The organism is Psychroserpens sp., assembly GCF_045105015.1.
Lineage (GTDB): Bacteria > Bacteroidota > Bacteroidia > Flavobacteriales > Flavobacteriaceae > Psychroserpens.
Genome location: NZ_JBGCCX010000074.1, coordinates 17,653 through 37,982 on the forward strand (window position 1 = coordinate 17,653; position 20,330 = coordinate 37,982).

Here is a 20,330-nt window from a genome sequence, read left to right on the forward strand (position 1 = left end):
ATAAAAAAGATGAAAATAAAAACGATATTATTAGCTCTTGTATTAGTTAATTGTTGTTTTTCTTTTGGACAGCAGTTTACAAAAGAGGAATCACTAAAAGGAAGAATGAAAGAAAATGTCATTTTTGGTGATTCTTTGAACATTCCTGTGTTTAGTAGTGATGTTTGGGGTTTTAAAGATGAAGGGTTTCATTTTATTAGAAAAGAAGGAAAGTGGGCTTTGAAAGATGTGAATAAAAACAAACTCATAATTCCATTTGAAATCGATTCCATTTTAACCCAATACAATCCACCAAATATTAAAAGTTACTCAATAAAAAGAAAAGGCAAATGGGAGTCTTTCACGTTTACAGAAAAATACAAAATGAAGAAAGCAAATCCATATAGTGGTTTAGCTACTTCAGATAAACGTAATAATGTCTATAAAGGAAAAGATTGGTTAAGATTTCAAGTCATTTATAATGGGAAACGTGGTGTAATGAATTATAAATATGAATGGATTGTTCCTCTCAGATATGATTATGCCTTAGACCTATATACACCTCTCACAGAAAATTATAGAGATTCAGTATCTTATATTTTATATAATAATGATAAAGTTGGTTTATTAACTAATGATGTCATGATTGAGCCTAAATATGATGATATTGGAGCTTATGAGTTTAGAGGTTATGATTATAAGGCCATTATAAAATTAACAGACGGTAAAGATTATTTTGGGACAACTATCAATGGCAAAATGGGAATGATGAATTTTAATGAAGAAGTATTAGTTGAAAATATTTACGATGAAATCGTGTATTGCAAGCCTTACTCTGATAATATGAAATATCCAGATAAGTTTGTAGTTAGAGTTGGAAGAAAATATGGTGTTGTTAATATTACCGGAGACTTATTAATACCTATTGAATACGAATCTATCGAGTATGATGAAACTTTCGAGAAATTAGATCGCTTTTTTGTGAGAAAGAATATGAAATATGGTATCGTTAATTCTGAAAACGAAATTTTAATGCCTATTGAATTTAGTAGAGAAGAATTAAAAAATAACTAATCATGTTATTTTATCATACAAACTGAATTGACATTTCCTTCACCATCATATTCTCTAACAGAATTGCTTGGGTCCAGTATCCAGTTTCCATCGACAATAAATTTATAATGATGTTTGCCGGCTGACATTGGTAAACGAATTTTCCAATAACCATTTTCAGTTTTAGTCATTTTTAGACTATCCTCGTTCCAATTATTGAAAGATCCTGAAAGGATAACCTTATTTGAGTTTTGATGCCCTTTTAGTAAGAACGTCTGATATTTTCCCACATTTATATGTGAGTTAAATTCATTAAATTCATTTCTAACTTTATCTGGATTAGAAGGATCTTCCATCCATTGGCCATCAACTATGAAACGATATTCGTAGCTGCCAGGTTTTACTTGAAGTTTTAATTCCCAACCATTTTCAATCTTGTACATTTTAAATACATGTTCATTCCATTTATTAAAAGATCCAGCAATGATGACTTTATTAGCAGACTCATAACCTCTTAATCTAAATCTTACATTCCCTTTGTCATCGGGATAGGCTTTAGGATACATCTTAAGATTGTAAACATGAAGTTGTTCCCCATTTTCACCTACAGCATCAACTGCGTTGAAAGTGTTTCTACTTGGTTCAGCCCAGTATTCATTGTTTATTATGAATTTAAATTCCCATGTAAAATTATCATCAAATTTGCTAAGTGGTTTTCTTAATTGATAAGTATCCTCATTAATTTTAGTCATTTTCCAGTCGTATTTTGACCAATTATTGAACTCACCAGAAACGACAACATTATCAACATTTAAATCATCAAAGCTAATACGATTTCCTTCTATGTCGTGGGATAATGTTTCGTAGTCAGACCTATGAAATGTAAATACAACATCATCGCCTTCTATTGTGTATCCTTTTTGATTTTGGGCAAAAGAAGTGTGTATCGTGATTACGAATAATATGGTAATAATATATAATGATTTTAACGTCATTCCTTATATAATGGTTGCTTTACAAAGTAAAGCTTTTCTTTTTTATAATTAATAATTGTTCGTTGTTGTCTTAAAAATTCATAGCCTAAGACACCATCTAATTGAGTTCCAAATGCAATATTCATTTTGTTTAGATTTGTCAAAATCGTTTGCATGGGTCCGAAGTAGATTGCATCCGTTAATTTAACACGATACAACTTTCCTGCCAAGACTTCAATTTTTTTTCCACTTACACCGACCAATTGGAGTTTACGTTTTGGAAAAAATTGTTTTAAAGCTTCTTTGTTAACTTTTTTATTAAGCTGATTATACTCAGCAGCACTATCTAATCCAAATTTTAAATTTTGATTATTTACGCTTGCTTCTAATACGATTGTATGTTTTTTTTTTTTTATATCAACACTATCAATTATTTTTTCTAAATAAACAGATTTATCAAATTTTTCACCTTTACTATTTACTTGAGACAATGTGATTTGGTTAAGATGCATATCAATAAAGATTTCGTAATCCTTAAGAAGATCATAGCCTATAATTCCTAAGAGATGCATTTTTTTACTAATTTCTATTGATGATAAATCAATAACATCTGAAAATTTATTTTTAATAACTAAATCCTTGATAATAAATTCATGTAATTGCTTTTCTAGTGGATTGTCAATAAAATCAATTACACCAGAATTTTGTTTATTTGGTTGAGAACTAGTCATTTTACCTTTAAAGTGATTCTTGTTTAAAATTAAAGATTCTGAACCTGTATCAATGATAAAATTGCCAGTTTGATCTAATAATTTTGCCTCAATTACAATTAAATGATCTACTAATTTGAAGGGAATTCTTGTTGTACTATTATTTAGTACTTCAGCCTTAGGAAAATACAAAACTTGATTATACTCTTTAGTATATCCTAAAAAGGGTAGTGTAAAAAGGAATAAAAAGTAGAGGTGCTTCCGCATATTTAATAGACTCTAAAAAGATAAAAACGTTACACTACATATAAAAGAAGTATAAAGCTCTTTTTATTTATTCAAATCATGAAATAATTAATTACTTTGTAACTTATAACACTAAGATTGGCAATTTATGGCTGAATTAATTCGTATTTATGAAGAGAATCCTAATCCTAAAGAGATTAAGAAAGTTGTTGAGGCGTTAAAACGTGGTGGATTAATCATTTATCCCACAGATACAGTTTATGGTTTGGGCTGTGATATTACAAACATTAAAGCTCTAGAAAAGATTGCAAGAATAAAAGGTCTGAAGTTAGAAAAATCAAACTTTTCATTTATTTGTCATGATTTAAGTAATCTAAGCGATTACGTAAAACAAATTGATACAACGACTTTTAAAATTTTGAAACGAGCACTTCCTGGTGCTTATACGTTTATCCTACCAGGATCTAAGAGTTTGCCACATCCGTTTAAAAAAAGAAAAACTGTTGGTATTCGTGTTCCTGATAATAACATTGCTTTAGAAATTGTAGAACAACTTGGTCATCCTATCGTATCTACTTCAATTCGTGATGATGATGAAATTATAGAGTATACCACAGACCCTGAATTAATTCTTGAAAAATGGGATAACCTTGTAGATATTGTTATTGATGGAGGGTATGGTGATAATGAAGCTTCTACTGTTATTGATTTATCTGAAGCCGAACCTATAATTATTAGAGAAGGCAAAGGAAGCTTAGAAATTTTTTAATAAAAAAAGCTCAACCTTTCGATTGAGCTTCATTCTTTTAGTTCTTATTTAATTAGTTACCTGCAGAAAGGTTTTTCATTTCTTCTTCAACCATTTCATAGAATTGGTCAATTTTTGGTAAAACTACAATTCGTGTACGTCTATTTTTTGCTCTATTTTCAGCAGTGTCATTTTCAACTAAAGGGACATAATGACTTCGTCCTGCTGCAATTAATTGTTGCGGATTTACTTTCAACTCTTCAAGAACACGAACTACTGATGTTGCGCGCTTCACACTTAAATCCCAATTATCGACCAACACGCCTTTAGAATATGATTTGTTATCTGTATGAGATTCTACCATTGCTTCAAAGTTTGGTTTGCTATTGATGACTTTAGCAACTTTAGCGAGAACATCTTTGGCTTTGGTTGTTACATTATAACTACCACTTTTAAATAATAATTTATCTGCTATAGAAATAAATACAACACCTTTTTCGACATTAACTTCAATGTCTGGATCGTCAATACCAACAGCTTTCTTCAAACTAGAAACAATAGCTAAAGTCACACTATCCTTTTTAGTTAAAGCATCTTGTAATCTTGATATCTTTAAATCTTTTTCTTTTAAACTTTCCAAAGATTTTTCAAGATTCTCTGCCCCTTTTTGAGTTAAGGTTGTTAAGTTTCCTTTCGTGTCTATTAAATCTTGATTAGACTTACGTAAATCTGCTAATTGATCTTTCATGGTTTCGACACGAGCTTCAGCAGCAGCTCTATCAGATAAACAACTGTTTAGTTTTACAGTTGCAGAATTCAATAAATCTTGAGTTTTTTTGTGCTCATCTTTTAGAGCCATATGTTCTTTCTTGGAAACACATGACGTCAATACAAACATTCCAGCAATACTTAAAAGCATTAATTTTTTCATAATAAAGTTTGATAATTTATTGTTGTTAACTTATCAAAAGTATATAAAAGTAAAGACGATAAACCCTACTTTAACTAAACTTTTAACAGTTTTATGAACAATTAATAGTCTTGACGTTTTTTAATGAAGTAAGACCATACAATAGAGTTTGTTTGGTAGTAGTTTTTTCTCTTTGGAAGTTGTCTGCGTTTTTTTAAAAGGCGGGTTAGGTTTGCATAAAAACTAAAGTGAGCTTTAAGAATAGCTAAAACATGCGATAACTTTAAATTGACTAAAAATTTTAGTCCAGCAATACCGTCTAAAACCATCCTAATAAAGATAATGCCAAAAATGAATCCATGTGCGTTTTTAGTTATTGTAAATAAACTATTTCTAAAGTTAAGGTATGTTTTTTGTGGGTTTAAACTGTTAAGCGTTGCACCTCCTACATGATATATTTTAGAATCACCGACATATGTTGTAGTCATGCCAGTATTAAAAGCTCGCCAACACAAATCGATTTCTTCAAAATGAGCAAAATAAGTTTCATCAAAACCATTTAAAGCTTCAAAAGTAGACTTTCTAATAAATAGGCATGCACCAGAAGCCCAAAAGATAGTTTCTTTATCATCGTATTGTCCTTTGTCTATTTCAATTGAATCAAAAATCCGTCCTCTACAAAACGGATATCCATATTTATCAATGAATCCTCCAGCAGCTCCAGCATACTCAAAATATGATTTCTTTTTAAAGTCTAATATTTTGGGTTGAATTATTCCTGTTTGAGAGTTTGAAATAAATTCTTCAATAACAGGAGTGAGCCAGTTTTGAGTAACTTCTACATCGCTATTAAGTAAACAAAAGACATCGGCTTCCAAATGTTTTAAAGCATCATTGTAGCCTTTAGCATATCCTCCGTTAGTTTGGTTTTGTATAATCTGAATTTTTGGAAAATGATGTTTTAAAAACTCTACAGAGCCATCAGTTGATGCATTGTCAGCCACATAAATATCTGCCTCATTTGAATATTGAATAACTGAAGGTAGGAATTGCTCTAGCAATTGTTTTCCATTCCAATTTAATATAACTACAGCTATTTTCATTTGTATTCTGGAATATCTCTTAGAAAGTCATAACGTTCATTTTCAAAATCCATAACACAATAATAATGATTAATTCCGTTAGTTACCATCAAATAGCTTGCTTTTAAAGTGAGGTTGTATCTAGCTATTTGGTCAAAAGTTGATTGCTCAATTTTTATTTTATGTGATTTACATTCTACGATGAGATGAATACTTCCGTCAGAATTAAAAACCACAATGTCATACCGTTTTGTTAAACCATTTACTTTGAGTTCTTTTTCAACATTAATTAATGATTTTGGATATTTTTTATGTGTGATTAAATACTGAATACAGTGTTGACGCACCCATTCTTCAGGTTGTAAAATGATGAATTTTTTACGAATCTCATCGAAAATAGATACTTTATTTTCGTTACTTTTGAAACGGAATTTGAACTTCGGAAAATTTAATTCTTGCATACAAGCAAACTAGTATTTTTTCAAAGTTAATCTACTAAATCTGAAAACCAAAACAGAGATTGATTTTTTGGAATTCAGCATTTGAAAATATAATTTTCAACGATGGAAGACGTAAAGCAAATAGTTGCAAATATCAATAAAGGAGACATTAAACCCATTTATTTTTTAATGGGAGAGGAGCCTTATTATATTGATGCAATATCTGACTATATTGAAAATAACTTACTTGCTGAAGAAGAAAAGGGATTTAATCAAATGGTGTTGTATGGTCGTGACGTTTCTATTGATGATATAGTTAGTAATGCCAAACGTTATCCTATGATGGCTGAACGACAAGTTGTTATTGTAAAAGAAGCTCAAGATTTATCACGTACCATTGAAAAACTATCTAACTACGCTGAGAACCCTCAACCTACAACTGTTTTGGTTGTTAATTATAAGTATAAAAAAATTGATAAGCGTAAAGCATTATATAAAACCATAAAGAAGTTAGGAATTGTCTTTGAAGGTAAAAAGCTTTATGAAAATCAAGTTGCTGACTGGATTCGTCGCGTCTTATCTGGGAAAAAATACACCATTTCACCTAAAGCAGCTCAGATGCTGGTTGAGTTTTTAGGAACAGATTTAAGTAAAATTAATAATGAGTTAGAAAAACTTAAAATTATTCTTCCTGAAGGCACTCAAATTACAGCAGAACACATTGAGCAACATATAGGTATTAGTAAAGATTATAACAATTTTGAGTTGCGTAAAGCTGTTGGAGAACGCAATAGTGTAAAGGTCTTTAAGATTATAAATTATTTTGCCAACAATCCAAAGGACAATCCTATGGTTGTGACTGTGTCCTTGTTGTTTAATTTCTTTTCGCAGTTACTGCATTTTCATGGTTTACATGATAAGAATCCAAGAAATGTAGCTTCAGCATTAAAAATCAATCCATATTTTGTTAATGAATACGTTTCTGCAGCTAGAAATTTTCCTATGAAAAAAGTAAGCAGTGTTGTATCGTTACTTCGCGAGTTTGATGTGAAGAGTAAAGGAGTGAATTCAAATGCTGTACCTCAGGGTGATTTGTTAAAAGAGTTATTGGTCAAGATATTGTCTTAGTCTTCTGTCTCACACCAAACTGCTAATTCATTTCCAGAAGGGTCTAAAAATTGAAACCGTTTTCCTCCTGGGAAGGAAAAGATATCTACTGATATTGTTCCGCTAAGATCCATTATTTTTTGTTTAATGTCTTCTAGGTTTTTATGTTGAAGTACAACAAGAACTCCATTAATTATAGAGTTTTCAGTTTTTTCAAAACCTCCCGAAATCCCACTATTTTCAAAAGCCGTATAATTGGGACCATAATCTGTGAAAGTCCATCCAAAAGCTCGAGTATAAAATAGCTTAGTAGCTTCTAAGTCGGTAGACTTGAATTCAATATAATTGATGTGGTTGTTAAATGGTTTCATAAATGTATTTCTTATTAGAACGGGACAGCATATAGTTCTCCATTGTTACCAGATGTAACCAGTCTAAATTTTTCCCAATTCCAACCAATTTTTTTAGCTGTTCCATTATTAGCCCATTTCGTCTCGCCATTACTGCCTTCGTATTTAAACCAAAATAACTCTCCTTTTTTTGAAATAGCATATAGCACTCCATTTTCACCAGCTATTACTTTAGTGTATTTATCCCAGTTCCAACCAATTTGTTGTGGCTGACCATTATTAGCCCAACTTCGTTCTCCATTATTTCCAAGGTACTTAAACCAAAAGAGTTCACCTTTATCTGTAACTGCGAATAATTCACCATTATCACCTGCAACTATACTTGAGTATTTTTCCCAACCCCATCCAATCTTTCTAGGTTCTCCATTATTTGCCCAGCTGCTTTCTCCATTTTTTCCTAGATGTTTAAACCAATGTAAGTCTCCATCTGGAGTAATTGCAAAAATAACACCATCATCACCAGCAACTAGATTGGAGTATTTTTCCCAGCCCCATCCAATTTTCTTTCCAGTACCATTATTTCTCCAATTCACTTCTCCATTTCGACCTTGATGTTGAAGCCAGAATAACTCTCCTTTAGAGTTTACTGTATACAATACTCCATTGTTTCCTGCAGCAATATTAACACAGTTTCCCCAGTCCCAGCCAATTCTTGTAAAACTTCCACCCATAAACCAACTTTCTGAACCATCATTGTCATCGTATTTTGCCCACATTAAATCTCCTGAGTCACCTTGAACGAATCTAGATGAGTTATTATTAAAGTTTATTACTTCTGCAAAATGGTAATTAGAACTATGATCGTTATTAATGCTCAGAGCAAATAATGCTAAGACGATAGATAAAACTGAGAAGATTAATTTTGTGTGTGATTTTATATTAGATTTCAAAGTCGTTTTCATTTTGTAATAATTGTGGTTAGTATTTCAATTATTGAAAGATTAATTAGGTCAATCTCAGTTGTTTTTAATAAAATTAGAGTTAGGCTGGTTCAACTTATAAATAACCTAATTCTTCAACCTTCAAGCCATAGTCATACTGCAAATCTTCATGTAATTTTGAAATAATCTTTTCAACTAGCGTTAATTGTCTATTATAAATATTTATAAGCGTAGTATTATGCTTAATAGAAGGTTTAAATTCTTTTAATTTCCAGCAATAGTAAAGAAGTAACTCAGCTTCTGTTTCTTTTTTAAGAGAATACCGAGCATACTTTTTTATATGTCTTAAAATTTTTCGGACACTCTTTTTTATGTAGAAATAACTGTTGGTATTTATCATTTCAAATTGAGAGTCTATTTCAGCTTTGACTGTTTCGATATATCCAGATTCATCATGAGATTCAAATAGGAGGTAGGTAAGGAGTTCCTTGTTTTCTTTTTTGAATCTAGAAAGTCTTAAACATAATTGCATGAGTTCGTCATGCGAACGATGTTTTAATTCTTTTTTTATGGTAACTACTGAAACTGCTTTCAAATTTTATAATGTTTTCTGATGATTTGTTTTACACGGAATAATCGAATTAATCCAACAATTAAAATAATTGGAGATAGGATTAGAAGTGCAATTCCGAAGCTTTTTAAATCGGAAAAGAATTCAATTTTAAGAACTGTTAATCCTGTGCCTAAAAAAACAACGAAGGTTCTAAAATAGGCTAAAAACGTACGTTCGTTAGCAAGTTTAGTTCGCTCAACAGCTAACCAATCTCTTGTAATAAGTTGTTGTTCTTCTTTCATAAATTAGTTGCCTTTTAGTAAGTTAACACTTACTGTAGCTAAGTCACTATTTGGAAATTTAGCAAAATAGTTAGGATCGGGATTTAAGCCTGCCTCTTTCGCTATTTTATTAAATACATCAACCTCTAATATGTATTGATCGCTATAACCATGTGTTCCATCATAAGCTGTTGCTGCAGTTTTTCCAATGTTTTGAGCAACTAAATGTGGGTTAACAGTATGTAATTCTATCATTAATAAACCAAAACGTTCCACATATGGCTTCCATTTGGTTAGATGTTCTAATAATGAATCTTCAACTAAATTATTATTCAAACGATTTCCATTACTTGCATATGCTCCAGAAGAATCGCTAACTCTATTAGTTTTAGTTTGAGGTGCTTCCCAGATTCTATTATGATCTAAAAAGGTTCTAACATTAAGTAAATCTTTTAGCTCAATATTATAATCTTCTTTTAAATCTTTAGCTAATAAATCTGGTCTACCAATATCTCCCCAAATCACCTTAGCCCAAATATCTGCTTTTATCAGATTAGCTCTTGTGACTTTCAGTGCTGCTTGATTAAAATCAGCTCCAACTAATAATAATGGGTGCTCATCAAGCATTCTACCTCTTTTAGTTTGATATTCAATGACATCAAAAATGTGTTGAATAAAAGCGCCATTTCCACAACCCATATCTAAAATACCTTTAGGTTGCTCGTCAATAGGTTTATTAAAAAGTTTTATAATGACTTCATCTATAACTTTGAAATAGGTAGAGTGTGCACCACCACTTCCCCAAACATTCATCTCACGATGTACATGCTTTTCAGTTTCATTTGGAGAATCTGTTTTTAGAATGTTAGAATTCCCAAAGATTAAATCGTCTAAATGAATAAATGTTGGTATGTAAGAAACGGTTACACCATAAGCACTAGCTCTCTTGGCGAAAAACAAACCTTCATTTGTAAATTGATACGTGTTTTTCTTTTTATTGAACCATCCTAAATGTGAGAAGAAATCTAATATTTTTTTAAAACTCTCAGGATTTTTATGGTATTCTTCAGCAGTAAAAGACGCTTCCATGAAATATTTATGGAACAATCCATTCATTCCCATTCTAACAATTATTGGAGCAATGATTACACCTTCAATATGTTTTAAAATTTGATATTCTACCGAAGTTTCATTTGAAACATCCATACCATATTTTGATTCAAAAGACTTAAATACCTTTTCTAAAATATTAAAAGCATCTATTCCTATAGGCTCACTTGATAACTTTACTGTATAATTTAGAAGTTTTACAGCTTCCTCATAATGTTTTACTAATTTAAATGCACTTTCACTTACGTGGTTAGTTTCATAAGACACCGAATTACTTTCATTATTTAAATGTTGAACAAGCCATCCTTGAGACGATAAAATACGTAATGCTACATTTAGATAACCTTCATTGGCTTCAAATTTAGTTGTTAGTGCATCTAATGATACTTTTTCTTCTTTTAAAATATAGGCTAGAACACCTTTTTTATGAAGCGTAAAAGCTGAAGTTGCAGTAGCAATACCATCAAGATGCCTAAAGATGTGGCCTCTTAATTTTTGTTTGTCTTGTTTAGAAAGCATAGTTTGGTTGTTTCCTATAAATATAGAAAAACCATCAATAGTGAGATGGTTTTTCTAATTATTTAATAAAATTTTCTAATAATGAATAGTCATTTTAGTTTTTTAAAAATTATTCATTTAAGATAGAACGTAATGTTTTATGTCTTATCGTTTCAACATCTTTGGTTTCGTATGGAATTTTCTTTAGTATGTATTCAAAAGCTCTAATTCTAGCATTAGTTTTCCTATTCGCTTTAATAATTTTCCATGGTGCATTTATTTGAGTGTTTTCAAACATAGCTTCTTTATAGGATGTGTACTCGTCCCATAGTGATAATGCCTTTTTATCAACATCACTATACTTCCATTTTTTATGACTAGAGTCAATGATGTCTTTAAAACGACGTTCTTGCTCTTTTTGTGTGATTGAGAAATATAGCTTAAGCAAATAGATGCCTGAGTCTTGAATCATTTTTTCAAATTCATTCACCTGTCCCATAAAAATGTCGTATTCTTTTTTAGTGCAAAATTCATTAACAGGCTCAACCACAGCTCTGTTGTACCAACTTCTATCAAAAAATACGATTTCACCATTATTTGGTAAACGATTGATGTAACGTTGGAAATACCACTGTCCAATTTCAGTTTCATTTGGTTTTGGTAGGGCTTCGACACGAATAGCACGAGGCGGAAGGTGTTGAATGATTCGTCTTATTGCACCACCTTTACCTGCTGCATCACGTCCTTCAAATAATATAATAACTTTTTTGTTGTTTTTTGCTACCCACTGTTGAAGTATTAGCATTTCTTCCTGAAGTTTTTCTAGACGTTTTTCATATTTTACATTTTGAATCGCTTTTTTAGTGTCTAAACGTTTTTGACGTAATAATGCTTCAATGCCTTTTTTAGAATTGATAATATTTAGGTTTTTTTCAGTCATTGTAATTTTTTTATTGATCAAGTTGAATGGTGTTTCTAAAATAACGCTGTACAATATTTGGGTCGGGAAGAATGCTTTTACAATTTGCACCTTTATTATCGTAGTCAAATAGGCTTAATACATATTTTATACTTTCAAGTCTGGCTTGCTTTTTATCGTTAGATTTTATAATTACCCAAGGTGAAAATGAGTTGTGAGTTCTAGAGAACATCTGATTTTTATAAGTAGTAAAATCATCCCAAAGTTCTTGACCTTTTTCATCTACAGGACTAAATTTCCACTTTTTAAGTGGGTTTTTTAATCGTTTTTCGAAACGACGTTGTTGTTCTTCTTTAGATACTGAAAACCAAAATTTGATAATAGTTGTTCCTGATTCGTAAAGCATATTTTCAAATTCTGGAACCTGAATCATGTATTGGTTGTATTGTTGCTTTGTGCAAAATCCCATGACAGGTTCTACAACGGCTCTATTATACCAACTTCTGTCAAAAAACACAATCTCTCCAGCATTTGGTAATTCTTTAATATATCTATTGAAATACCATTGGTTTTTTTCAACTTCAGTTGGTTTGTTTAGCGCTACAATTCGCATTGCTCTTGGATTGAGGTGCTCTTTAAATCGTTTGATAGTTCCCCCTTTTCCTGATGCATCACGCCCTTCAAAAATAATTGCTATTTTTTTGTTTTCTTTTTGAACCCAACGCTGAAAGTCAACTAATTCTGCTTGTAGTGGAAGTAATTCCTGTTCGTATTTATATTTTTCTAAAGCAGATTGATACTCTGGTTTTTCAGTTATGTGCGTGTCTAAATAAGAAATAAAGTCATTTTTAGTTTTGAATGATTTTAGTAATTCTTCTGTAAGCATAAATTAGTGTTTAAAGTAAGCAATAAAATTATGAAAAAATGAATACTAATTTTATGACTTTTATCATTTTGAAGCTACAAAAAAACCTTCCGAATTATGGGAAGGTTTTGATAATTTTATGCGTTATGATATTATCTCAATTTAGGATAGTCAGATGGGTTAGCCTCATGCATGACTTCATAAACGGCCTCAAAAATGTCTTCAGCAGACGGCTTTGAAAAGTAGTCGCCATCTGTTCCATAAGCTGGACGATGAGGTTGTGCAGCTAAAGTTTTAGGTTGACTATCAAGATGTTGAAACGCATTTTGTGTATTTAAAATTTCATTTAGGATATAAGCAGAAGCTCCTCCAGGAACATCTTCATCAATTACCATTAGTCGATTCGTTTTAGCTACACTTTTTACAATGTCATGCTTGAGGTCAAAAGGTAATAAAGACTGCACATCAATAATTTCAGCATCAATACCAACTTCGAGTAGCTCTCTAGCTGTTTGTTCTACAATTCTCAGAGTAGAACCATAAGAAACTAGAGTGATATCAGTTCCTTCTTTAACAGTTTCAACAACTCCAACAGGTGTTTTGAATTCACCAATATTATTAGGCATTTTTTCTTTTAGACGATAACCATTTAAACATTCAATAATTAATGCAGGTTCATCACTCTCAAGAAGTGTGTTGTAAAAACCTGCTGCTTTAGTCATATTTCTAGGAACTAAAACATGAATACCTCGTATAAGATTAATAACACCTCCGAGTTGAGAGCCAGAGTGCCAAATTCCTTCTAATCTGTGACCACGTGTTCTCACAATAAGTGGTGCTTTTTGTCTGCCTTTGGTTCTGTATTGAAGTGTTGCTAAATCATCACTCATAATTTGTAAGGCGTACAAAATGTAATCTAAGTATTGTATTTCTGCAATTGGTCTTAGACCACGCATAGCCATTCCTATTCCTTGTCCGAGAATCGTTGCTTCTCTAATTCCTGCATCGGCAATTCTGAGTTCTCCGTATTTTTCTTGAAGACCTTCAAGTCCTTGATTTACATCACCAATATTTCCAGCATCTTCACCAAAAACTAAAGCTTCTGGATAATTGTTAAAAATGGCATCAAAATTATCTCTTATTATAAGTCTTCCATCAACATCTTCAGCATCATTATCGTATGTAGGTAAAACTTCATCAATATGAATTGCAGCATGTTTTGAAGCACTATGTAGATGTGAACTATATTTTGGTTGAACAGATAACATATAAGTATTTACCCAATGTTGCGCATTATTTTTAGCTACGGATTCTTCAGACACCACATAGCGTAATGCCTTTCTAACTGCTGAAGCCATATCTTTTCGAATAGGTTCGGCAATTTCTTTTAAATCATTAAGAATTTTATTAATAAAGACTTGGTTTGAACTTGATTCTGCTAATTCAGTAAGAATATTTATAGCATCTTGTTGTTCTGATTTTATTGGATTTAAATAATTATTCCAAGCTGCTTTTTTACCAACAACGACTTCCTTTTTAATACTTTTATCAATAGCATCAAGCTCCTCTTGATTAGCAATATTATTACTAATCATCCAAATTTTCATTTGGGCGATACAATCAAATTCTGCTTCCCACTCTAAACGTTCTTTACTTTTATAGCGTTCGTGTGACCCAGAAGTTGAATGTCCTTGTGGTTGTGTTAATTCTTGAACATGAATCATTACAGGAACGTGTTCATTTCGAGCAATGTATTCGGCTTTTTGGTACGTTTCAATTAATGCTGGATAGTCCCATCCATTAACTCTTAATATTTCGTATCCATTTTGCTCTTCATCTCGCTGAAATCCTTTCAAAATTTCTGAGATGTTTTCTTTTGTTGTTTGGTGTTTAGCATGAACAGAAATTCCATATTCGTCATCCCAAACATTTATTACCATAGGTACTTGTAGTACTCCAGCGGCATTGATAGTTTCAAAAAACAATCCTTCACTTGTACTCGCATTTCCAATAGTTCCCCAAGCAATTTCATTGCCTTTATTAGAGAAATTGGTAGTGTCAATTCCTTCTACATTTCTATAAATTTTAGAGGCTTGAGCTAACCCTAAAAGTCTTGGCATTTGTCCAGCTGTAGGAGATATGTCTGCACTAGAATTCTTTTGCTTTGTTAGGTTTTTCCAGTCACTATTTTCATCAAGACTGTGTGTTCCATAGTGACCACCCATTTGACGGCCAGCCGACATTGGTTCAAGATTAATGTCTGTAGTTCCGTATAAACCTGCAAAAAATTGTTCGATAGTTAATTCTCCAATAGCCATCATGAAGGTTTGATCTCTGTAGTAACCAGATCTAAAGTCTCCATTTTTAAAAACTTTAGCCCAAGCGAGTTGAGGAATTTCTTTACCATCACCAAAGATTCCAAATTTTGCTTTACCAGTCAATACTTCACGTCGGCCTAACAAACTACATTCTCTACTAGTTACAGCAATTTTATAATCGTTTATAACTTGAGATTTGAAGTCTTCGAATGTTAAATCTGTTTTGGTATTAGAATCGGTTTGCATAGCTTAAAGTTATAAGTTGCAAATTTAACTAAAGTTTCTATGTTTTACAACGTTGAGTATTGTTATAAATTTAATAAATTATCATAAAAAGAGTATAAATTTTACGATATTCTTAATAATGTTAAAAATAAAGGAGTTTAGTTAGGGATTTCTTAAAACCACTTGCGCCTAAATAAGCCTAATAATCTACCAGGATCTAAAGTGAATAAAAACCGAATGCGTTCTTCATAATTAGGTTGTCCAACTTCCCAACCTAAATTAGAGTATATAGGAAAGTAAACCTCAAAATAATCTGTTATTAAATTGAGTCGAATGCCAGAATCGTAAACAAATTTTGGATCTATTCCACGGTTTTTAACCAAACCAATATCTCCATAAGCTTCAACGTATTTCCATATCGTTGTACTAGTATTTACGGTTGTCATCCATCGATTTGCAAAAGGTGTATCTAGCATCGATTTAAATCCACCTTCAGCTATTATAATTTGCTGACTAAAAATACCTGAAGATTCTGAACGACCTAAATAATTATAATCGAACATATAATCTGTTGGCCTGTCTAGTGCAAAACTAAAATAGTCTGATTCAGTATCCGTTTTATTATATAAAAATGTTCCAGCATAGATACGAATATTGAATTGCCTGTTGCGTTCTGAAAGCTTTCTATATTCATAATTTAGAGCAATTTTTCCAAACCGTTCAGCAAACTGAAGATCATAAAACCATCTTTTAAAATTTATTATACCTGGTTTGCCACTTACATATCTCACATTAAACACACTGTAATCAGGTTCATTAACAATATCATTATCAACCTCAAATACAGTTTCGTCACCAACATCTCTTTTAATAGTTAAAAATCTAAAACTAAGACTTTGAAATTCATCAGATCTTAAATCATCATAATCTCTAAAATTGAATGAAATACTTGGTGAAATTCGAGTTACAAACGCTTCTTCTGCAAATGAAGAATAACTTGAGCTTATTCCGTAATTGATTCTAAATAAATCTCTGTTTTCAACATAATGTGTGTAACGTACTGATGCACTTCCTGTTAGTGTTTTTGAATTTGTGGCATATTGTGGTGATATTTTATAATTAAGCCTCTTTTTTAAGAGTGTTTTATTGTAAAATTTACCACCAAGTGTTAATCCGTCATAAATGTTTTCAAATTCAATCAATGGCATCATGAAAATCTGATTGTAATATGGATCTTCTACATCTTGAATTAGCCTAAATTGTAGAGGTTTATTATTTAAAAAATTGCTGTTTAAAGTTTTATAATTATCACGAAGATTAAATTCAGGTATGGTATTATCGTAGTTTAATGCAAACTTGGTGTTTTCTCCTTTAGGAATTGTAAGTGTTTTACTTTCGTTAATGTTTTCAATCCATGTTTTAGTTAGAATAGAATCTTTATCTAAAGTAAATAAGGACACAGGAACGTTATTGTTCCTTTTGTTTTTAATGGTAAGGGTTATTGAATCTTCGGTAGCTTCAATGTCTTTAATTTTGAAATCAATTTTTTTTCTTGAATTGACATAGTCTGAAAAAAACCAATCGATATCTTTATTTGTATTTTGCTTAAGAATTTTTTCAAAATCCTTTGAAGAGGTTATTTTTAGTTTTTGCTGTTGCAGATACTGATTAATGGTCGATTCAACAGTGTTTCCGTTTACAAAATCGTCTAAATATCGTAAACCAACACCTGCTTTGTATTTACTTGCAATATTTGAGTTAAATTTCAATAAAGAATCTTTAGACGTAGTTAAGGCTTGATCTCTGTTAGTTCTTGCCATTTGCATGTAAAACATTACAAACTGGTCATTGTAGTATAGATCAGAAGCGTGAAACGATCTTATTCCCCAAAGATTAGCTAAGGTGCCAATCATTTTAGTATCTGGATAGTATGTTTCTACATATTTCATCAGGTAATAAATCTGAATACCTTCTTTAATCCAATAATCTTTTCTAGGGTTGACTAAGAGAGTGTTGTCTAAATATGTTTTTAGAGCTGTCTTCAATAATTTTAATTCATATTGAAAACTATCAGGAAAAGGTCTAATAAAATCTGGTAATTGATTTAAACCATACAACGGATCTTTTTTGTAATCATTTTTTGTAATCAACAAACGTTCGTGCGGATAATCACCTAAGTTCTCTGTGATATAATCTGTGATTTTGTCTGTAATTAAAGCCTTTACTTCAGAAGGGATTCCTTTACTGCTTATGTTGGAAATAATTGTAAAGTCATCGGTTTGTACAAATTTGAAATCTGAAAACTTAACCAGCTCAAATGTCGTATTGACTCTGTCTTCACCATTAAGTTTTATAGTCTGTTTGTTTTTTGTTTGTTGAATGTCGATGGTATTCAATTCCGAAATAAAAGTATATCCTAAAGGAAAGCTTATTTCTAAATTTAGATTGGCTTTAGGTGTATATAAATCATCAATATTCTTATTACTGTAAATTTGCCATTCTCCATTATACACAGCAGGAGTTAAGTACCAATATTTTAAATTAAACTCTTTGCTTTCTGTAATCCCATAACCAGTAAATGTGTCGTCTGGTAATACCAAATTATAATCTAGGTTGAGTTCGTAAATTTCATTAGGTAATAATGGTTTATCAAGTTCTATTTTTACAATATCTGGATGGTCTTCAAGACTATTGAATTTGAGATCTGAATTTTTATTGTTTTTTAATGAAGTAATTGTCGTATAACCACGTTGTTCAGGTTTAGCTAGGTGAACCTTAAGGCTGAATTCTTCTTCAAATCGTTTAGCTAAGGGTGTTTTTTTATTTGAGTAAGCATTATTCCAATCATTGAGATAGATGACCTTTAAAGCATCGTTGCTTGTGTTTTGATATCTGATTTTCTGTTGTATCTGAATGGTTTTATGCTCCACATCGAAATCAGCTTTTAGGTCAATACTGTTCTGACCAAAACTGATGTTACAAAACCCTAAACTAAATATGACTAAGAAAGCGTACTTTAATTTCAATGTGTGATAATAAATTTTAATGGTTTAAATTGTCGTTCAGGTGAGCTAATATAATATACACCAGCAGCTAGGGAAGACAAGTTTTCTTTTATATACAACGAATTATTTACTGAAATTGTTTTAACGGTTTGTCCTAAACTATTGTTAATGATTAGTGTTTTTAATTGTGTTAGAGGGTTCAATTTCAATTTTACAACATCATCAATAAGATTTGATCCAATAAATTGAATGGCTACTGTAGTTGAAAACGATTTTAATGATAAGGTTTGATTTGTTTCCAATTCTAATGTTACTGGAAGGTGATCACTAAAATTATGTAATGAACTTCTAATTATAAATGAATAATCTGATCCAGAGCAATTTGAAGAATTTATAGATTGATTATAGCAATTCGGATTGTTATTATTGCCATATACTTTATAACTATCGTCTACATATTTTATTTCTGGATTTGTTAACATGTTCTCTGAAGTCATTATAAAATCAAATCGATCATCAAAACCTCCAGTAGAACCTCCAAAACCTGAATCTGTTCTTGTAGATTGAGTCATCACATCAAGATAAGTTGTATTGTTATGCCAGCTTCCAATACGATTTGCTGGATCAACAAAAACGATGTTATTATCATCATCAGCATCTATCAGTTCTTGAAATGCTGGCTCTGAATCGGTGTAGACATTAAAATCACCTGCTAAAACCACATTACTTTCTGATGATAACGTTTCTAAGTATTCTGTTAAATCCTCAACCATTTGAAACCTCAAATTTTGATTTTGAACACCACTAGAAGCTTTTAAATGACAAACAATAACATCAATAAACACTGGATTAGTATTTGCTTGAACAGAATTAATTTTTAGCTTATAGTGATTAAAATCCCTAAAAATTGAAGTAATAATTGTTTGACTTTCTAATACAAACTTTGTACTGTCATAAAAAATCAAATTTTGAAGATCATTCTGATCACTAATGGTGTCATCAGAAGTGTTAAGTTCAAATACAGCACGTTGGAAATTTGGATTTATGGCTTGAAGCGAATTTAAAACGGTATCAGCTCCAAATTCATTATTAAGTTCACAAACCATAAATAAATCTGGTTGATAATCACCTAGAACAATATCCAAACCTTGTATACGGTTAGGCACTGCATCCTCTAATGGAAAATTTAAAAGATTATAAAACATCAATTTAAAATTTTCCTGTGCATGCAAACCATTAAATGCAAAGATGCACGAAAGCATCATTACCAAACTTATTTTCTTTTTCATAGCTATTGTAAAAGTAAATGTTGGCTTTTTTAGAAATTTGGACTCAATCCGTACTCTTTATAGAAACTGTCTAAAATTGTTATCACTTCATCTGAACTATCAACTACATGAATTAAGTCAAGATCTTTTGGGCTAATATTTTTCTCTTCTAAAAGAGTCGATTTAATCCAATCCATTAATCCTCCCCAAAATTCTGTTCCAACTAAAATAATAGGGAATTTTTCAATTTTATTAGTTTGAATTAATGTCATGGCTTCAAAAAGTTCATCAAGTGTTCCGAAACCTCCAGGCATAACAACGAATCCTTGTGAATATTTTACAAACATTACTTTTCTTACAAAGAAGTAATCAAAATCTAAACTTTTATCAGAATCAATATATGGATTATCATGCTGTTCGAAAGGCAATTCAATATTTAATCCTACTGAAGTTCCTCCAGCAATGTGAGCACCTTTGTTACCAGCTTCCATAATTCCTGGTCCACCACCAGTAATTACACCATAACCATGTTCTACAATTTTAGTAGCAACATCTTCGGCTAGTTTATAATATTTATGGTCTGGTTTAGTTCTTGCAGATCCGAAAATAGAGACACAAGGTCCAATTTTACTGAGTTTTTCGTAACCATTTACGAATTCACCCATAATTTTAAAAATTGCCCAAGAGTCGTTAGTTTTTATTTCATTCCATCCTTTGTGGTTATGTTCTTTTCTCATTTATTTTTTAT

The 20,330-nt window shown here is 31.2% G+C and carries 19 protein-coding genes; 3 read left to right on the forward strand and 16 right to left on the reverse strand.

The window, feature by feature from the left end; all coding sequences use genetic code 11:
• Nucleotides 1-9 precede the first annotated feature (9 nt).
• Entirely contained in the window at nt 10-1,053 is a 1,044-nt protein-coding gene (locus tag AB8B90_RS05795) for a WG repeat-containing protein (protein ID WP_405334625.1), read from the forward strand.
• A gap of 5 nt (nt 1,054-1,058) precedes the next feature.
• Here the strand turns inward: AB8B90_RS05795 and AB8B90_RS05800 are convergent, their stop codons facing one another.
• Together AB8B90_RS05800 and AB8B90_RS05805 are read right to left on the reverse strand one after the other, a co-directional pair.
• On the reverse strand, nt 1,059-2,027 hold the full coding sequence (locus tag AB8B90_RS05800; RefSeq protein ID WP_405334628.1) for a hypothetical protein: 969 nt from the start codon (nt 2,025-2,027) through the stop codon (nt 1,059-1,061).
• Nucleotides 2,024-2,983, reverse strand: a complete 960-nt coding sequence (locus AB8B90_RS05805; protein WP_405334631.1) for a hypothetical protein — start codon at nt 2,981-2,983, stop codon at nt 2,024-2,026. The genes AB8B90_RS05800 and AB8B90_RS05805 overlap by 4 nt, the downstream gene beginning before the upstream one ends.
• Nucleotides 2,984-3,110: 127 nt before the next feature.
• Here AB8B90_RS05805 and AB8B90_RS05810 point away from each other — a divergent pair, with 127 nt between their 5' ends.
• Nucleotides 3,111-3,731 (forward strand): L-threonylcarbamoyladenylate synthase, encoded by a 621-nt coding sequence (locus AB8B90_RS05810; protein ID WP_405334634.1) that lies wholly within the window; start codon nt 3,111-3,113, stop codon nt 3,729-3,731.
• 52 nt (nt 3,732-3,783) lie between these two features.
• Here AB8B90_RS05810 and AB8B90_RS05815 read toward each other — a convergent pair whose 3' ends face one another.
• From AB8B90_RS05815 to AB8B90_RS05825, 3 genes are all read right to left on the reverse strand, one after another.
• Complete coding sequence (locus tag AB8B90_RS05815) at nt 3,784-4,641, reverse strand: flagellar motor protein MotB (RefSeq protein WP_405334637.1); 858 nt, start codon at nt 4,639-4,641, stop codon at nt 3,784-3,786.
• A gap of 101 nt (nt 4,642-4,742) precedes the next feature.
• Nucleotides 4,743-5,723 (reverse strand): glycosyltransferase family 2 protein, encoded by a 981-nt coding sequence (locus tag AB8B90_RS05820; RefSeq protein ID WP_405334640.1) that lies wholly within the window; start codon nt 5,721-5,723, stop codon nt 4,743-4,745.
• Nucleotides 5,720-6,163 carry a type I restriction enzyme HsdR N-terminal domain-containing protein gene (locus tag AB8B90_RS05825; protein ID WP_405334643.1) on the reverse strand — a complete coding sequence of 148 codons (444 nt, stop codon included), beginning with the start codon at nt 6,161-6,163 and terminating at the stop codon, nt 5,720-5,722. The genes AB8B90_RS05820 and AB8B90_RS05825 overlap by 4 nt, the downstream gene beginning before the upstream one ends.
• Nucleotides 6,164-6,265: 102 nt before the next feature.
• Here AB8B90_RS05825 and holA point away from each other — a divergent pair, with 102 nt between their 5' ends.
• Complete coding sequence (gene holA, locus AB8B90_RS05830) at nt 6,266-7,270, forward strand: DNA polymerase III subunit delta (RefSeq protein ID WP_405334646.1); 1,005 nt, start codon at nt 6,266-6,268, stop codon at nt 7,268-7,270.
• Here the strand turns inward: holA and AB8B90_RS05835 are convergent.
• The 11 genes from AB8B90_RS05835 to AB8B90_RS05885 form a co-directional block, all read right to left on the reverse strand.
• Entirely contained in the window at nt 7,267-7,620 is a 354-nt protein-coding gene (locus AB8B90_RS05835) for a VOC family protein (RefSeq protein WP_405334649.1), read from the reverse strand. The two genes, holA and AB8B90_RS05835, sit on opposite strands and share 4 nt — an antisense overlap.
• Before the next feature lie 14 nt (nt 7,621-7,634).
• On the reverse strand, nt 7,635-8,561 hold the full coding sequence (locus tag AB8B90_RS05840) for a tachylectin-related carbohydrate-binding protein (RefSeq protein ID WP_405334652.1): 927 nt from the start codon (nt 8,559-8,561) through the stop codon (nt 7,635-7,637).
• 94 nt (nt 8,562-8,655) lie between these two features.
• Nucleotides 8,656-9,135, reverse strand: a complete 480-nt coding sequence (locus AB8B90_RS05845; protein WP_405334655.1) for a hypothetical protein — start codon at nt 9,133-9,135, stop codon at nt 8,656-8,658.
• The gene (locus AB8B90_RS05850; RefSeq protein ID WP_405334658.1) at nt 9,132-9,395 is read right to left on the reverse strand and encodes a DUF202 domain-containing protein; all 264 of its coding nucleotides are present in this window, start codon (nt 9,393-9,395) and stop codon (nt 9,132-9,134) included. Before AB8B90_RS05850 ends, AB8B90_RS05845 begins: the two co-directional genes overlap by 4 nt.
• Nucleotides 9,396-9,398: 3 nt before the next feature.
• Nucleotides 9,399-11,003, reverse strand: a complete 1,605-nt coding sequence (locus tag AB8B90_RS05855; RefSeq protein ID WP_405334661.1) for a class I SAM-dependent methyltransferase — start codon at nt 11,001-11,003, stop codon at nt 9,399-9,401.
• Nucleotides 11,004-11,112: 109 nt separating this feature from the next.
• Entirely contained in the window at nt 11,113-11,928 is an 816-nt protein-coding gene (gene ppk2 / locus AB8B90_RS05860; RefSeq protein WP_405334695.1) for a polyphosphate kinase 2, read from the reverse strand.
• Between the two features lie 4 nt (nt 11,929-11,932).
• Nucleotides 11,933-12,787, reverse strand: coding sequence for a polyphosphate kinase 2 (gene ppk2, locus AB8B90_RS05865; RefSeq protein ID WP_405334663.1), 855 nt, complete (start codon nt 12,785-12,787; stop codon nt 11,933-11,935).
• Nucleotides 12,788-12,918: 131 nt separating this feature from the next.
• The gene (locus AB8B90_RS05870) at nt 12,919-15,330 is read right to left on the reverse strand and encodes a thiamine pyrophosphate-dependent enzyme (RefSeq protein WP_405334666.1); all 2,412 of its coding nucleotides are present in this window, start codon (nt 15,328-15,330) and stop codon (nt 12,919-12,921) included.
• A 152-nt stretch (nt 15,331-15,482) separates the two neighbouring features.
• A complete protein-coding gene (locus AB8B90_RS05875; RefSeq protein ID WP_405334669.1) occupies nt 15,483-18,335 on the reverse strand; it encodes a metalloprotease in 2,853 nt (950 codons plus the stop codon).
• The gene (locus tag AB8B90_RS05880; RefSeq protein WP_405334672.1) at nt 18,332-19,603 is read right to left on the reverse strand and encodes an endonuclease/exonuclease/phosphatase family protein; all 1,272 of its coding nucleotides are present in this window, start codon (nt 19,601-19,603) and stop codon (nt 18,332-18,334) included. The genes AB8B90_RS05875 and AB8B90_RS05880 overlap by 4 nt, the downstream gene beginning before the upstream one ends.
• 29 nt (nt 19,604-19,632) lie before the next feature.
• Nucleotides 19,633-20,319, reverse strand: coding sequence for a TIGR00730 family Rossman fold protein (locus tag AB8B90_RS05885; protein WP_405334675.1), 687 nt, complete (start codon nt 20,317-20,319; stop codon nt 19,633-19,635).
• Between the last annotated feature and the right edge of the window lie 11 nt (nt 20,320-20,330).

Excerpts from the sequence above, each read along its gene's own strand:
- AB8B90_RS05885 (WP_405334675.1), bottom strand. The coding sequence starts at position 20,319 with ATGAGAAAAGAACATAACCACAAAGGATGGAATGAAATAAAAACTAAC.
- AB8B90_RS05855 (WP_405334661.1), bottom strand. The coding sequence starts at position 11,003 with ATGCTTTCTAAACAAGACAAACAAAAATTAAGAGGCCACATCTTTAGG.
- AB8B90_RS05815 (WP_405334637.1), bottom strand. The coding sequence starts at position 4,641 with ATGAAAAAATTAATGCTTTTAAGTATTGCTGGAATGTTTGTATTGACG.
- AB8B90_RS05850 (WP_405334658.1), bottom strand. The coding sequence starts at position 9,395 with ATGAAAGAAGAACAACAACTTATTACAAGAGATTGGTTAGCTGTTGAG.
- AB8B90_RS05840 (WP_405334652.1), bottom strand. The coding sequence starts at position 8,561 with ATGAAAACGACTTTGAAATCTAATATAAAATCACACACAAAATTAATC.
- AB8B90_RS05795 (WP_405334625.1), top strand. The coding sequence starts at position 10 with ATGAAAATAAAAACGATATTATTAGCTCTTGTATTAGTTAATTGTTGT.
- AB8B90_RS05800 (WP_405334628.1), bottom strand. The coding sequence starts at position 2,027 with ATGACGTTAAAATCATTATATATTATTACCATATTATTCGTAATCACG.
- holA (WP_405334646.1), top strand. The coding sequence starts at position 6,266 with ATGGAAGACGTAAAGCAAATAGTTGCAAATATCAATAAAGGAGACATT.
- ppk2 (WP_405334663.1), bottom strand. The coding sequence starts at position 12,787 with ATGCTTACAGAAGAATTACTAAAATCATTCAAAACTAAAAATGACTTT.
- AB8B90_RS05825 (WP_405334643.1), bottom strand. The coding sequence starts at position 6,163 with ATGCAAGAATTAAATTTTCCGAAGTTCAAATTCCGTTTCAAAAGTAAC.
- AB8B90_RS05870 (WP_405334666.1), bottom strand. The coding sequence starts at position 15,330 with ATGCAAACCGATTCTAATACCAAAACAGATTTAACATTCGAAGACTTC.
- AB8B90_RS05835 (WP_405334649.1), bottom strand. The coding sequence starts at position 7,620 with ATGAAACCATTTAACAACCACATCAATTATATTGAATTCAAGTCTACC.
- AB8B90_RS05820 (WP_405334640.1), bottom strand. The coding sequence starts at position 5,723 with ATGAAAATAGCTGTAGTTATATTAAATTGGAATGGAAAACAATTGCTA.
- AB8B90_RS05880 (WP_405334672.1), bottom strand. The coding sequence starts at position 19,603 with ATGAAAAAGAAAATAAGTTTGGTAATGATGCTTTCGTGCATCTTTGCA.
- AB8B90_RS05810 (WP_405334634.1), top strand. The coding sequence starts at position 3,111 with ATGGCTGAATTAATTCGTATTTATGAAGAGAATCCTAATCCTAAAGAG.
- AB8B90_RS05805 (WP_405334631.1), bottom strand. The coding sequence starts at position 2,983 with ATGCGGAAGCACCTCTACTTTTTATTCCTTTTTACACTACCCTTTTTA.